10 protein-coding genes are annotated in these 15,066 nt (G+C 47.4%); 5 read left to right on the top strand and 5 right to left on the bottom strand.

Annotation, left to right across the window (positions count from 1 at the left end):
* Positions 1 to 6 precede the first annotated feature (6 nt).
* Positions 7 to 2,031: an iron uptake porin gene (locus NDA03_RS24385; protein WP_348239409.1), complete on the top strand. Its 2,025-nt coding sequence runs from the start codon at positions 7 to 9 to the stop codon at positions 2,029 to 2,031.
* Between the two features lie 357 nt (positions 2,032 to 2,388).
* Here the strand turns inward: NDA03_RS24385 and NDA03_RS24380 are convergent, their stop codons facing one another.
* Positions 2,389 to 4,209 carry an NFACT RNA binding domain-containing protein gene (locus tag NDA03_RS24380; RefSeq protein ID WP_348233582.1) on the bottom strand — a complete coding sequence of 607 codons (1,821 nt, stop codon included), beginning with the start codon at positions 4,207 to 4,209 and terminating at the stop codon, positions 2,389 to 2,391.
* 151 nt (positions 4,210 to 4,360) lie between these two features.
* Entirely contained in the window at positions 4,361 to 5,173 is an 813-nt protein-coding gene (locus NDA03_RS24375) for a PEP-CTERM sorting domain-containing protein (protein ID WP_190413896.1), read from the bottom strand.
* A gap of 724 nt (positions 5,174 to 5,897) precedes the next feature.
* On the opposite strand from NDA03_RS24375, the gene NDA03_RS24370 reads away from it, so the two are divergent.
* The 3 genes from NDA03_RS24370 (at position 5,898) to NDA03_RS24360 (ending at position 7,710) form a co-directional block, all read left to right on the top strand.
* On the top strand, positions 5,898 to 6,164 hold the full coding sequence (locus NDA03_RS24370; protein WP_190413898.1) for a DUF370 domain-containing protein: 267 nt from the start codon (positions 5,898 to 5,900) through the stop codon (positions 6,162 to 6,164).
* Positions 6,165 to 6,195: 31 nt separating this feature from the next.
* Positions 6,196 to 6,759: a guanylate kinase gene (gene gmk, locus NDA03_RS24365; protein ID WP_190413938.1), complete on the top strand. Its 564-nt coding sequence runs from the start codon at positions 6,196 to 6,198 to the stop codon at positions 6,757 to 6,759.
* Positions 6,760 to 7,014: 255 nt separating this feature from the next.
* A complete protein-coding gene (locus tag NDA03_RS24360) occupies positions 7,015 to 7,710 on the top strand; it encodes an SH3 domain-containing protein (protein WP_190413900.1) in 696 nt (231 codons plus the stop codon).
* A 99-nt stretch (positions 7,711 to 7,809) separates the two neighbouring features.
* Here NDA03_RS24360 and NDA03_RS24355 read toward each other — a convergent pair whose 3' ends face one another.
* Positions 7,810 to 8,181, bottom strand: a complete 372-nt coding sequence (locus tag NDA03_RS24355; RefSeq protein ID WP_190688212.1) for a hypothetical protein — start codon at positions 8,179 to 8,181, stop codon at positions 7,810 to 7,812.
* Positions 8,182 to 8,421: 240 nt separating this feature from the next.
* Entirely contained in the window at positions 8,422 to 10,131 is a 1,710-nt protein-coding gene (locus tag NDA03_RS24350) for an AarF/ABC1/UbiB kinase family protein (RefSeq protein ID WP_348239408.1), read from the bottom strand.
* Positions 10,132 to 10,787: 656 nt separating this feature from the next.
* On the opposite strand from NDA03_RS24350, the gene NDA03_RS24345 reads away from it, so the two are divergent.
* Complete coding sequence (locus tag NDA03_RS24345) at positions 10,788 to 12,044, top strand: Na/Pi symporter (RefSeq protein WP_348239407.1); 1,257 nt, start codon at positions 10,788 to 10,790, stop codon at positions 12,042 to 12,044.
* A gap of 115 nt (positions 12,045 to 12,159) precedes the next feature.
* On the opposite strand, the gene NDA03_RS24340 is transcribed toward NDA03_RS24345, so the two are convergent.
* Positions 12,160 to 14,820, bottom strand: coding sequence for a M1 family metallopeptidase (locus NDA03_RS24340; RefSeq protein WP_348239406.1), 2,661 nt, complete (start codon positions 14,818 to 14,820; stop codon positions 12,160 to 12,162).
* Positions 14,821 to 15,066: the final 246 nt, after the last annotated feature.

Raw genomic sequence — 15,066 nt, 5'->3', positions numbered from 1 at the left:
TGAGAAATGAAATTTAAAAACCTGTGGAATGCGCTGCTGGTAAGCCCAGCAGTGTTCGGTGCAATGCTGTTAACGGATGCGGGGGCATTCGCAACGGAAACCCCGGCGGTGATGGAAGTTAAGGAGAACGCAATCGAGGATGCGATCGCTCCCACTCTCCCAATCAAGGAGGATCAAGAGGAATCTCAAGCGTTACATGAAAAAAATGAAGAATTGGAATCAAACTCGGTAGCCGTCGCAGCTGCCCTAATTACCACTTCTGAGATCAAGCTGGACGAGACATCTGCTGTCAAGGTAGAAACACCCGCATCAGAGGCGATCGCGCCAAATCAGTCAACAGTGACGGATTTAGCCCAAATCCCAGCTACCACCCCAACATCAGTGACGGCTGATGCCGATGTTTTAGAACAAATCGATGTTTATACCAATCCAGAGGGCGCGGATAGTTCTCTGGATAGTTCTCTAGAACAAGTCACGAATGTTTCCCAACTGCAAGACGTAGAACCGACAGATTGGGCGTATGAAGCGTTGCGATCACTTGTCGAACGTTACGGTTGTATTGCAGGATATCCTGATGGCACTTTTCGCGGCAACCGGGCACTCAGCCGGTATGAATTTGCCGCCGGTTTGAATGCTTGTCTGCAACAAATCGAGAAATTGATTGCCGCCAGTTCGGCAGATTTCGTCACCAAAGCGGATTTAACTACATTACAGCGACTGATTGATGAATTTGGCGCGGAATTGGCGACATTGCGGACGCGCGTTGATAATTTAGAAGGTCGCACCGCTTTTCTGGAAAGCCATCAATTTTCCACCACCACTAAACTACAGGGAGAAGCGATCTTTGCGCTGGCAGGGATTTTCAAGGGAGAAGATGCGACTGGCGATGAGATCGACGATGTAGCGATTTTTGGTCATCGTACCCGTCTGAATTTTGAAACCAGCTTCACCGGGAAAGATGTGCTGAGAACGCGACTGCAATCGGAAGGACTGGGTTCTCTTACCGAACGCACTTTGACACCAGAAGGCAACCTGTTTTTCTCAGGTGATACCGACAGTAATGTTTTCGTGGATGCGTTTCTTTACGCTTTCCCCATCGGTGAGAGAACAGAAGTGGTAGTTGCGGCAAATGCAGGTGCGGCAGATGACTTTACCGATACCGTCAACTTCCTCGACGGTGACGGTACAACTGGGGCACTCTCTACTTTTGGAACGCGCCCGCCGATTTATTACCTAGCAGAAGGTGCTGGAGTTGGGCTAAGGCAGCAGTTGGGCGATCGCTTTGAACTCAGCTTAGGCTATTTAGCAGGGGACGCCGCTAACCCGGAAGAAGATGGTGGTTTGTTCAATGGCCCTTATGGTGCCTTGGCACAGCTACTGATCAAGCCAAGCGATCGCTTGAAGCTGGGCTTGACGTACATTCATTCCTACAACAACAATGACACCGGCACTGGTAGCAATCTCGCGAATTTCCAGGGCGGACTTGCCCGCTTCTTCGATACCGATATTGACGGTAGTTCGGTCGGCGGGGGTTTAACTAACTTAGGGTTCAGCACCAATCTCCCCGTGATCAGCAATTCTTATGGGGTAGAGTTATCTTGGCAACTGAGCGATCGCTTTGTTTTGGGTGGCTGGGTTGGCTACACCAACACGCGCAACCTCTCCACTTTAGGCGGACTCATTGAGCGCGGCAAAGTTGACATCTGGAACTGGGCTGTCACCTTAGCCTTCCCAGATTTGGGTAAACAAGGCAACTTGGCTGGCATTATCGTGGGGATGGAGCCGAAAGTCACTAACTCAACCATCGATATCAATCCCGGCGCAGTCGCCGCATTAACCGCAGCAGGCATCCCCACCCCGCCCGTGGGAGACAATGACGATACTTCACTGCACATTGAAGCGTTCTATCAGTATCAATTGACAGACAATATCGCCATCACACCCGGGGTTATCTGGCTTACTGCTCCCGACCACAATAATCGTAACGATGATATTGTGATCGGCACTATCCGCACCACGTTTACATTCTAGTGACGAGTCAACCGTCATTGGTCGTTTCTTAATTTTGGATACAACCAGATTTGAGATAGCACTCCTAAAGGATTCGTGAAGACGAGATCCCCGACTTCTTAAAGAAGTCGGGGATCTAAACTCTGGCAGCTCACAACTCTGAAGCGGATTGCGATATGACTAATGACCACTTACCACTGAAAAAAAACCAGCTGATGTGACAGCTGGTTGAACAAAATCTTTATTTTTGTTGTCGTTAATCCGAGGAAATCCAGAGCTGCGCGTTCCCAACCGCCAGCCGTAAGATTTCTTTAATATTTACTGTAACAGGAAATACACATTTTTTGAAAGAAATATTTACATTTTTTTGTAAACTTCTTACCTTAGATAGTTGATTCCTGTTTGAGGACTCCCCCAGATAATGCGCTCCTGCTTATAAATAGCGATTCCCGGTTTAGCACCCTTGGGTTTGTAGACGTGCTTGGGTTCCGTGTAAACAACTGGCACGCGATCGCTTTGTCTGGCGCGGCTGTAATAGGAAATTAAATCGGCAGCAAATTGCAAATCGGCTTCTTCCGGGACAGAACCCGGAGCGACGCGCAGCAACCCATGACTTCCAGGAATCTCCTGGGTGTGAAACCAGAGGTCGTAGTCTCCAGCCATCCGAAAGGTTAGCTGGTCGTTCTGGCGGTTATTGCGCCCAATCAATAACTCAAAGCCGCTGGGCGTCTGGTAACGATAAGGGTGACTTCCCTCCTCGTCTCTACGATTACGGTTGTCCGGGTCTTCTAGATACCGCTGCTGTATCAGCTCATCGCGGATTTCTAAGAGCGTTTGTAAATCTTCTGGGTCATCGTAAGAATCGAGCTGAGTTAGGGTGGCTTCCACTTGCTCCAAGTAGTCTATTTCCGTTTGCACCTCGTTAAGTAACGGTTCAACGGCTGAGCGAGCGCGTTTCAGCTTCTGATGCCGCTTGTAGAGGGATTGGGCATTTTGGACGGCATTTTTTTCAGGGTCGAGGGGAATTGTGACAGGTTTGTCGGTGTCAAAATCATTGAGGTCAATTGACTTCATCCCTGGTTCCCAGTTCTGAAGGTAAGCCATCAGCAAATCTGCCTGTTGCCGATATTGGTCTGCTTGATCGGATTGCTGCAAGCGTTCCGTAAAAGTAGACGCCTTCAAGCGTAATTTTTCCAGAACGTTGTTGAGTTTCTGGCTCAACTGATGATGAATCTGGTTAAATTCTTGTTGATTGAGCCGATCGGTGTAGTAGCGGTTGAGTAATTCTTGGATTGATTCAGCAGGCTTAACAATGCCCCAGCCCAAGACGTTGTATCCTTCAGGTGTCCAGCCGGGATGAAAAACTGCCCCAGTCTCCTTATGCGTCACGAGTGTCGTAGGCGAGGGGATAGAAGACTGAGAGGATTGGCTTTTCAGAATTGCTTGCAGCCATTCTTGCCATCGGAGAAATAATGCGTCCCAGTCAGATTGTGTGAGGGTATCGGTCGATTGCTCTGGATCTAGACCAGCGGCTTGTACCATTGAGACAACCAGCGCTGGACTCAAACCCCGGTAATTTTTCAGCATCTGACGCCGCAGTGCTGCGGGAATTAAACTCAGCCGTTCTTGCCAGCGTTCTTGAGATTCGCTTAAAGTCGGGATGGTTGCAGTGAGGGCGGGTGGAGATTCGTAGGGCTGTCCGGTCAGGATGGTACGGACGCTAGATTGTTGGGCGTTGACTTGATGGGCGGCGGTGACAATCAGGTTGTCTGCACCTGTAAGGATGACGTTACTGTATTTGCCCATGATTTCAACGTACAAGTGCCAGATAGCCGGATCTCCTGGGCGTTTGGCAAATTGTAAATCGATCACTCGTTCCCAAGGCGCGATCGCTGAAGGTGTATTTGCGTCAGCGCTACTCGCTTCTATCGCCACCAAGGCAAAGCCCCCCAACTGATGCCGTAGCTGGTCGCTGAAGGTAAAGGTATCTGGCGTGCGGGGAGGTGGATCCCCAATGCAAACACGCGCTGCTTGCGGATGCCAAGAAACTGTCAGCCAACTCCTCCGCTTCAGGGTTCGCAGGGCTATGGAAATTGTAAAGCGATCGCGCTGATAAACTTGTTCCAGCCGCGCCGGTATCCACTCAGCACGCAGCTCAGAACAAGTGGCAGTTAAGGTAGTAAAATCAACGAGTTGCACGCGCGATCGGTATTTTTTGTAAAGATTTCGAGGAGCGGTCTCTTTCTATCCTCTCAGTTTCAGGCTACTTCCGACAAAAAAAGCACAAAGCTATTTTAAAGGAGCCTTGTGCGTTAATGAGTATCACCCGTTTCTGTTGAGACACATTGGCTTAGACAGATTGGCGACGGCGACGAGTTTTTAAACCGAGTGCGATCGCGCCCAAGGTCAATCCTAGCGTCGCGCTGGGTTCTGGAACGCTCTGTTGGTTTTTCCAGTCATCGGTCGTCCCAACTTTGATTTGGTAGGCGAGATTGGATTGGGTAGGGATTTTTCCCGTCCAACTCATAATTGAATTCCCTGTAAGGCTGAAACTCCCCGATACATCGCCGATCCGAAGATATTGCACTCCCCCCTTCACATCCTCAAAAATATTGCCATTGGCATCCTTGGACCAGGTTGTGCAATTAGGACTCAAGGTACATGAAACGCTAGAAGTTTCGGCGATGGACTTCATACCCGACGCATCTTTCAGCAATAAGTCTTTGACCGTCATGCTGCTATTCGTGTTATTTGCTCTAGTGCGGACAAAGATATCTGTGACGCCTTGGGTAAATTTCGATGTGTAGTCGTAAGCTAAAGTTTGGTTTCCAACTTTATAAGTAACTATCTTTGTGAGTGCGTCGTAAGCCAGAGTGAAAGCATCCACTCTTCCGCTTTGCCAGAAATTTGAACCAGTCAGTTCCTGTTGTTTTTGTACCGCAAAATTAGTGCTTCCCGTATCATCGTGAAGATCGAGTTCGTAAGTGCTGTTATTGCTACTGCCAATCCGACCCTCCGCAACAAACAATAAATCTACATTTAAATTTTTAAAGGCTTGGTCGGTTTCTAAATAACTTAAAGAAATTGCTTTTGCGTCAGCAGGAGCCGATAATATTCCTAAAGTGGCAACGAATAATCCAATAAGTGTTTTACGAATAGCCATTTTTTTTATTCCCTGGTTTGGGTAAGTGCAGCACGGTATATCAGGATTGATCTTTACGTCCCCGATTGCCGCGCTTGGGTTGGCGCTACTTTTTTAGCATAAATGACTCATGCCAATAACCGCTACTAAAAACAGCCTATTTTACGGAAACTTTATCGCTATAGTTTATATTTTGAAGTTATGGAAAAACCTAGATAAAAGTATTTTGTTTTCGATAGCTTGGGATGGCAAAAAACCTTTGTTTCAATAAAAACACGGTACTTGTTTTTCTAAAAATGGTGAAAAAGCGGATTAATTGTAATTCTACGGATAAGCGCTCTATGTAAAATCTCGTAAATAGTTGCAACCATCCATCCTCTGGTAGAATTTGATTTTTATGGGCATACAAAGAAATACTTCCCACCCTGTGAACGAAGAGCGATTCCACGGACAATCGTGAAGCGATCGCGTCCCTCAAGCTGTTCCAGTCATGCTGGATATCTATTTCACAACCAGCGCCAAGAGAAATGAATTAAGTTGAATTTGTGCAGTTGAATGTTAACGCAACTGTCAAACCTGCCTCTGCCTTTCGGAATAGATAACAGAGGTAAAAGGGAAAAAAAAGCAGCGATCCCTTAAAAACGCGAGTTTTTGTGGATTTTAGGCTTGTAAGTCAAAAATTTTGTAGATAACATGGGAACTAGACTTAAATAAGCTTTTTAGGCGGTTATGCCGCTAGTTTTTTATGGACATTCAGTTAATCAATATCGGTTTTGGTAACATCGTGTCTGCAAACCGAGTGGTTGCCATTGTCAGTCCAGAATCTGCGCCCATTAAACGGATTATCACCGACGCCAGAGATAGAGGGCAGTTGATTGATGCAACCTATGGGCGTCGCACTCGCGCGGTAATTATTACCGATTCCAGCCACATCATTCTCTCCGCCATTCAGCCTGAAACCGTTGCTCATCGCTTTGTGATTGGCAAAGACGTGAATGCCAGCAACAATTAAGGCAATAGGCATTTTCACGGGTGACAGGAGCATGAAAACTGGCAGGCTGATTGTTTTGACTGGGCCGAGTGGCGTAGGCAAAGGTACTTTGCTGCGATCGCTCTTGCAGCGTCATCCGGAGCTGTATTATTCTGTATCCGCGACGACTCGCGCCCCCCGTCCCGGCGAAATTGAGGGAAAACACTATTATTTTGTTAGCCGCAACCAGTTTGAGCAAATGCTGGAAGCCGGTGAATTACTGGAGTGGGCTGAGTTTGCTGGTAACTGTTATGGCACCCTAAGACGACAAGTGGAGGAGCAAATCCAGCAGGGTCAGTGGGTGATACTAGAAATTGAACTAGAAGGGGCGCGGCAGATCAGACAAAATTTCCCAAGCGCCCTACAGATTTTTATCCTACCGCCTTCCGTCAGCGAACTAGAAAATCGAATCCGAGGACGCGGGCAAGATTCAGAGGTAGCGATCGCGCGACGGCTTAACCGTGCCGAAGCCGAAATTGCTGCGGCGAGTGAATTCGATATTCAAATCATGAACGACGATCTGGAAAAAGCCCTGAATCGTATCGAAGCCGCTATCTTCACACCGGCAAGCTGTTGAATTTTTTCCCGCTTTAAATCACAAAGGCGATCGCTTTTACAACTGAAAGCGATCGCCTTTTTCTAGAGCTGGAAAATTGGAATAAAGATAAAAATTAGGCTCAAAAAGTTCCCTATTGACTCTTAAATATATCTTGAGATAGGTATGGAATTTTTGATTGTAGGCAAGTCCGAAAAATCAGTTTGCATCATTGTGTTTAATAACATGCGGAAGGAAAACGACCTTCACAGACTGATTTAAAGGAAAAGAACTACTATGCGCCTTGGATCTCTTAAAGTAATTGGTGGATGTGCCACAACGGTTACGCTACTAGCCCTTGCAGTAGGTTTGTCCGTCCCCAAAAATTTAGCTGAACCTTCTCAAGATGGTAACAAATTTGCTCCCAGAACTGTCGCACCAGAACAAGCGGGAGGTGTTACGGAAGCTCAGACAGCCCGCGAAGCGATAAAAGCTAGGGTTGGTACGGCAAATGCTCTCGGTGCAGGTATCGCTGGCACGGCGACGGATGATGGTCGGGTTTATAACGTCCTGAGTACCGTGAACATTCGCTCTTGTCCCAGTACCAGCTGCCGTATCCTGCGGGTGGCTAGACCCGGAGCTGATGTTCTCAACGATCCTAGCGGAGGTACTCAGCAAGGCAATGGTTATACTTGGATTCGCGTAACTTACGGATTTAATTCTACCAATGCTTGTGATAGCAATCGTGCTCAAGGATGGATGATCGTTAATCCTCTCGCTCCTGGAAAGGTTCGCGTAACAAAAGGGCCGTTAAATGTTCGGTCATCGCCATGTTCTGGTCGGATTATTAAAACTTTACCCACTGGCACAACACTAGACTTCCATCCAGACCAAAACCAATGGAGCAACAAGTGGTATAAAGTTGTTGTTCCTGGGGCAACACCAGGGCCTTTGGGTTATGTTGATGGTTGGGACTTCGCGGATGTCTACTAATATCGTTTCCGAATAATCATGGCTATCTAATCTAAAAGAGAGAGGGTAAGCAGTTGCTTACCCTCTCTCTTTTAAATAGCAAAGCGAATCACTAATCGCTTATTCCCAAGCATCTAAATCAAGTGCGCGAGAGCCACCACGTTCTAGCTGACCTAAAAGGCTTTTGAGTTGCGACCAAACTAACAAGCCAATAAATAGAGTGAGTGGCATCGAAGTCCCAAAAGAGAGCCATCCAGGAAAGCCAAAAATCTCTAATCCAGCTACTAGAAACAGACAGATTCCGCCACAAATTCCCAGGAATGGCAACTGTAATTGTATCCCTTGCATCTGAGCCAAAGTCCGGGTAGAGCGGTTCTTTGACCATTCCCGCACTTGCTGTTTGAGGGTGGCTTCAAAAGCAAGACCACAGGTTATTCCAGCAAACAAACCGAAAACAAGTAAAAAATACGGCGGATCTGGGAAATAGTACACTAAAAACTCCTAATGGGTAACGGGTAAATGGGCAACGGGGAATCGGTAATGGAATTACCAATTACCGCTATGTGCAACTTTTTCTCAGCCTCTAATTTATCAGGGGTTGGGGCGATCGAAATGTCAAGCAAATTTTGTCAGCTCCCCCAATCCCCCCCTTAATTGGAGGGAGAAAGACACAAAGTTGCACACCGCGCCAATTACCAATTACCCATTACCGATTCCCTAAGACCCAACACTTTATTCTCTCTCTTGAAAGGCAGCAATCGTGGCAAAAGAAGGTAATAGTGCGGCGACTCCTTCAGTAGAGAGTTCCGTCAAGGCTCCGAGGGCTACATTAAACAACCGTGACGGTTTTAGGTCATCTTTCACTAGATTCCATAAACGTCGCACTTCTTCGGTATGAAGCCGGTCATCTTCTGTTAAAGCAATTAGCACTTGGCGTCGCAGAAATTGTCCTTCTTCTGAGAGAAGAAACTGTAATCCTAATTGAGCGGTGGGCAACAGATCGAAGTTATCATCCGAGCGAGCGATCGCAATCATGTTCTCTAACCGCTGCCATTGGAATTTGCCGTCTTTGAACAAGACTTCAATTAAACGTCGCCGCATTTCTGGAGATTCGCCAGTCAGCAAACGCCGCGCTACGTAGGGATAGGCAACTTCGACAATTTTGAAATTGGGATTTAAGCTAAGAGCCAATCCCTCTTGTGTCACCAAGGAACGAATAATTAAGGCAAATTTCGCCGGAATTCGGAACGGATAGTCGTACATCAGTTCCGAGAACTTGTCTGTAATTGTCTTAAAGTTAAAGTCTTGTACACTTTCGCCGATGACATCTCCCAGTACGCTTTCTAGGGCTGGAATGATCGGAACAATATCCGTTTCTGGCGTCAAAAAGCCCAACTTAACAAAGTCTTTGGCTAACTCAATATAGTCTTTGTTAATTAGGTGAACGACGGCACTAACGAGGGTTTCTTTGGTATCCTCCTCCATCTGATCCATCATGCCAAAGTCTATATAAGCCATACGACCATCTGGCAGGGCAAACAGGTTACCTGGATGGGGATCAGCATGGAAAAAGCCGTATTCCAATAGCTGTCGTAGACCGGCGGTGACGCCAATCTCGATCAAGGTATCGGTTTCCAAATCGGCTGCTTTAATGCGCTCGGTATCGTTCAGTTTGAAGCCGTCAATCCACTCTAGAGTCAGGACGCGAGTGTTGGTGTAGCGCCAGTAGATGGCTGGGACTTTAACGCTGGGGTCATCGCGGAAATTAGTGGCAAACTTTTCGGCGTTTCGTCCTTCGTTGAGGTAGTCAATTTCTTCAAATAACTTGTAACCGAATTCATCGACGATCAGAGTCAGGTTATGCCCTAAATTTAGGGGAAGCCAAGGACTCAACCAAGCCGCCATCCATCGCATCAAGTAAAGATCGAGGGTGATGGTTGGTAGCAAGTTGGGGCGTTGCACCTTGACGGCGACTTCTTCGCCGGTGTGAAGACGCGCTCGATAAACTTGACCCAGACTGGCGGCAGCAAGTGGTTCTGGGGATATTTCTCTATATATCTCTTCTACTGAGCGTTCTAGCTCGGTTTCAATGATATTGAATGCGATCGCATTATCAAATGGCGGCAGTTGGTCTTGTAATTTGATGAGTTCTTCTAAAAAGTCTTTCCGCACTAAGTCGGGTCTTGTGGAGAGAGCTTGACCGACTTTAATAAAGGTTGGACCCAGGCGAGTGAGGATTTCCCGCAGTTGAGTGGCGCGTTTCTCTCGATTCTTCCAGTCCTGGTTCAGCCAATCGTCCCACTTTAAGCCAAGAACAAACCCTGCAAATAACCAGATAATTTTGATGGCTCGCCAGAGAACTCGCCAGGGACGATAGCGGAAGTACTGGGCGATCGCTTCGGGATCGTAGCGCCGAGACTGGATGAGGGAGTACCGATTCACGCTTGTGCTTGCCTCTTTTAACCTAACTTAATTCGCCATTAGCGGCTTCTGGGAGTATTCAAGCCACTATTTAACCTAATCAATCGAATAACATTAATTTCCAGGGATTTCGACCGCATTCTTTCGTAACTTTACTCATTGATTTTTACCAGGTTTTTAACGTTTTATTAACTATAGTATACAAAACTACAGACACTTGCGGGGATCGCCCATCTGCTTTAGGAGAGCAAACAGTTCCCTCACTTGCTATTTTTTCTCTGTCAAGGTTCCATGACAAAACTGCTAAAGTCTCCTACCAGCAAAACCAGCAGTGACTAATTATTCTTAAGGAAGAAATTAAAATAATCTTAAGTATATTTTAAATTACGAATAAATAGTGTATCAGAGCCGTGAATCTCCCTCTGAGGAGGTAAGCACAGTAGGGGAGAGACATCGAAAATCTTTAGTGTCTGCCCAGTAGCTCGAAAATGCTGTTTCGAGTCTAGACGCTGGGCAAGGTAGTCAAAGCGCAGCGCCAGTCCGATAGAGAGTTTTATCAGTATCAATTTGGTTTAGGTCAGCATGACGAGTGCTATGGCTTTGCTTTGCCATGAGCGTTTACTTCGCCCGTACCTGGGATTAAGAACCTATATTGCCGTTATTTTGCGGGGTCATTCATGTTGTTTTCAAAAAATTCAAAGAAAAAAATACTCAAGTTGTTGGGTTTGAGCCTTGTAGTTACAGCTTTGATTGTTAGTCCTTCCCTATCAGGAAATAATTTCCACTTATTTAACGCACCGGCGTTAGAAGTCAGTGTCAACGCTCAGCCTCCGGCTGGAACTGATGCGGCACAGCAGAATCCTGCTTCCCCTGAAGGCGAAGAAAAGGGAAAAAGTGACAAGGCTGAGAGTGCCTCGTCTGAAGGAGAAACGAAAGGAAAGATCGATATTTTCAAAATTGTCATGGGTGTGCTGGCGGGTCTGGTGCTGTTTTTATATGGTGTGACCCGGCTTGCTGAGGGACTCGAAGCGATCGCAGGCGATCGCGCAAAAAATCTCATCGACAAGTTCACCAGCAATCGCTTTGCCGCAGTGGCAACTGGCACGGTGGCAACAACCATATTAGATTCATCGTCGGTCATGATCATCATGACGATCGCGATGGTGAGTGCTGGGTTGCTGACATTCGTCCAGTCTCTCGGCGTGGTTCTAGGTTCCAACATCGGAACGACTATCGGCGCTGAACTGATCGCTTTTAAGATTAACGAATATGCACCGATAGCCTTGTTCCTTGGTTTCTTGTTGCATTTTTTGGGCAAGACAGACCGCTGGAAGAACATCGGTTTAATTTTATTGGGGATAGGCTTGCTCTTCTTCGGTCTAGACACGATTGACGAGGCGATGAAACCGTTCCGGGACTACCAACCCTTTATTGATTGGATGAAAACCTTAGGGGAAAATCCGCTGCTGGGTGCCTTAGTTGGGGCGCTGTTTACCGTCTTGATTCAATCCTCTTCCGCCACAGTAGCCATTGTCATTACGCTGGCAGCTTCTGGCTTGATCTCATTGCCCGCAGGCATCGCCTTGATGCTGGGTGCGGAAGTAGGCACCTGTGCTGACACGCTGGTAGCGACGATTGGGCGATCGCGCGAAGCTGTGCGGACGGGTGTCTTTCATGTGATTTTCAATGTGATAACCGCAGTCGTGGGGATCTTATTTGCGGCTCAATTAGCAAGCCTTGCCCAGTGGATTTCTGGGGGGGCTGATGTTGCCCGCCAAATTGCCAATGCTCAGGTGATATTCAACGTATTGGGCGTAGTGTTGGTTATCGGGTTTCTACCGTTAATCGCCCGTGGATTGGAAATGCTAATTCCCGGCGGTAAATCGAACCGGCAACTCGCAGGGGAGCCTCAAAGGGAACAAACTAAAGTGTAGAGAGGCAATACTTATCGGTTCTCTCCCCCAACTCCACTGTGACAGGGAAAGGAGATCCTTGTTTTCCGGTTAGGGGAGATTGGGGGAGAGGTCGGGTTGATGCGATCGCAATTGCTTAGGTACCTGAGGTGCTGGACTTCGCTTCTAGGTTTTCCAAGCGGCTTTTGAGTTCCTGGTTTTGCTTCTTGATCAGGTCGAGTTCGTCTCGCAGTTGCTTGATCGCTTGATCCGATCCAACATTTTTTTGCACCCGCTCAACCGCTTCCTCAGCGATGCGACGGACTCGTCCATCGGGGGTTTGGTCGGCAAGACTTCGCAAAATCCCAATCGCTTTGGGAGTCTCCATTTGCCCTAGTGCGATCGCGACTGATACTTGGGTTAAGAAAAATGTCTCTTTGGAGAGTGCGGCAAGTTGTTCGAGAATTCGTTCCAAGTTGACATTATTCTGACCCGTTGAAATGGTTCCCAAAGCGCGAATCGCTGCTAGACGCAACGCTTGCGGGACGCCTTGGGCAGTGTATTCCAGAATCAGATCCAGCGCTTGGGGTGAAGTTTTCAGTTGAGACAAACCAGCGATCGCGCCAGTTCTGACAACCTCATTCCAACCCGCCTTTTCTTTGAGTACTGTTTGCAGCAGCTTCAGCACTTTCTCTTCTTTGGGCTTTTCGTCCAGATTTGCCGCCCCAATTCCGCCAATCGCATTAACCGCTGCGGACTCCACATAATAGCTAGGGTCGCCATCTTCTACTAATGGTTTCAGTGCTTTATAGCTGTCATGGGTTTTGATCGTTCCCAATGCTTGCACCACTGCACGACGCACTAAGGCTTCTTTATCTTTTAGACCCGCAACTAGACCGTCAAACGCTTGATCGAGTTTAACTTCTGCCAACTGTTTAGCAACTTCCGCCCGGACGCCCCAGAAAGAATCGTTTTTCAGGGCGAAAGAAAGCGCTTTTACGACCTCCAATCCGCCTTTTTTCGCTAACGCCTCAGCCGCGTAGATGCGGGAGACGGGATCGGGATCGGATTGCAGTTGGGCTTTGAGTTCTTGAACTGGGTACTCTAAGGACACCGTTTTTAAGAAATTATTCCCGATGTCAAAGCTAATAAAATGGGGTTTTTCTTCGAGGGGGAAGTAAAAGCTTTGTTCCCGTTCGTGAACCCTGACTGCGAAAGTTTTGAAATTGACAGTAGAGGATTGTTCAGGCGAGGAATCTCGCGTCTCTACACGATCCTCGTTAGAGGAATTTCCTGAGACATAGCCAAAAGCAATGGGAATTTTTAGGTCAAATAAATCGCTACGACTGCCGTTAGTATCGCTGGTGGCTTGAGTTTGAGTAACGGTAACTTTAGCCAACTTGCTATCAGTATCCCAGGAATAAGCAACTTTGAAATCTGGATGACCGCCGCGATAAACGTACTGATCAAATAAAAATAGGAGGTTGCGACCCGTCGCTTTTTCAATTGCCCGTAGCAGGTCAACAGTTTCAACTGTTTTATGGGCGTTGTCCTGAACAAAGGTGTGGATGGCTTTAAAAAATAGCTCGTCTCCCAACTCCGCCCGAATCATGTGATAGACACAAGCACCTTTTTCATAGAGGTGGCGGTCATACAGTTCAATCGCCTCGCGATAGACATGAGTGACAATCGGGCGACGGTAACGGCTGCTGTCTTCTACAAGGTAGCTACGAGCTTCATTGAGCAGGTAATACGCTGCATCTTGCAAACCATACTCTTGGTGTGTCCACAGCACTTCTGAGTAAGAAGCCATCCCTTCTTTAATCCAAGCATGAGACCAGTGCTTGATGACCACTAAATCTCCGAACCACTGGTGGGCGAGTTCGTGAGCCACTAAGCTTTCAGTGGTGCGATTATCTAAAGACGCCCGTTCATCCAGCAAGCAGCGATCGGTTAGCAGCGTGGTGGAGGTGTTCTCCATCCCGCCAAAGATGAAGTCATCGACGCACACTTGAGCATATTTGGGATAGGGGTAGGGATAACCAAATTTTTCGCTGAAAAATTCAATCATTTCCGGCGTTTTGCCCATACTGCGGCGGGCGTCTTCTTCTCTGCCCTTATCCACATAGTAGGTGACGGGTTTGTCGTTCCATTCATCTTGAATTTCGGCAAAATCACCCACTGCGAGCGTCATCAGGTAGGTGGGATGAACTTGCTCTTGCAACCAGTGATAAGTTTTGTAGTGGTTATCTTCCTCTGTTTTGATGAGCAATCCGTTGGAAATGGCAAGCAGGAGTTTGGGAACTTTGACCCGAATTTCTGAAGTGGCTAACTGTCCGGGATAGTCAAAGCAGGGGAACCAGAAGCGGGAATCCTCATCTTCTCCCTGTGTCCAAACTTGAACGGGTTTGTCGGGATAGTGTTTGTTGGGGGAAATAAAGTAGATACCGCGCTGGGGTTTTTCCACCGAGTAGGCGATCGCTATCTCGATTGTTTTTCCCACCTGAGTAGGTGTCTGCATCTGGATGTGCAGTTGTTCGCCATCATAGTCAAAGCTTTGCGGTATTTCGTCAACCTGTACTGACTGAATATTTAGGTTAACGGCATCTAAGGTTAAACGGTCAATCCCACTCCGCACCGGCAATAAGGTAATGGCGCAAGTACCTCCGACGGTTTGATTAGGAATATCGAGGGCTAAATCCAGGAAAATATGCTCGACTTGTCCGGGTCGATCTGGGTTGTAGTGGGGACGGGCACCGGGCAGTTCAAAGGATTTGTGACCGTTATTTTCTGAATCGAAATAAGTCTGCAACTTCATGGTGAGATTGACCTGTAAGACTCCGAAGTATAGCCGAGAATCAGGGCTAAGGAGGTTATTTCTTTAGGTTAACGCCTTCAGACTGAGTGAACTTCTCTTCTAAGCACGGCGACGCGCGGGGTATCCAAATTTGTAGCGAACACCCAGATGCTTTGTTACTTCAGCCGCGATGATTTTCAAGCTTCACTTAGCGTTGTGTCTACTTGCGCTCTCAAAAAAGTGCTGGCTTGAGGGGCGTGTTTATGC

Origin of the sequence: Trichocoleus sp. Lan, assembly GCF_039961855.1 — a bacterium.
In the GTDB taxonomy this organism is placed as follows: Bacteria; Cyanobacteriota; Cyanobacteriia; order Cyanobacteriales; family FACHB-T130; genus FACHB-T130.
The sequence above is the reverse complement of the archived record's forward strand: the minus strand, read 5'-3'. Positions and strand labels throughout refer to the sequence as shown.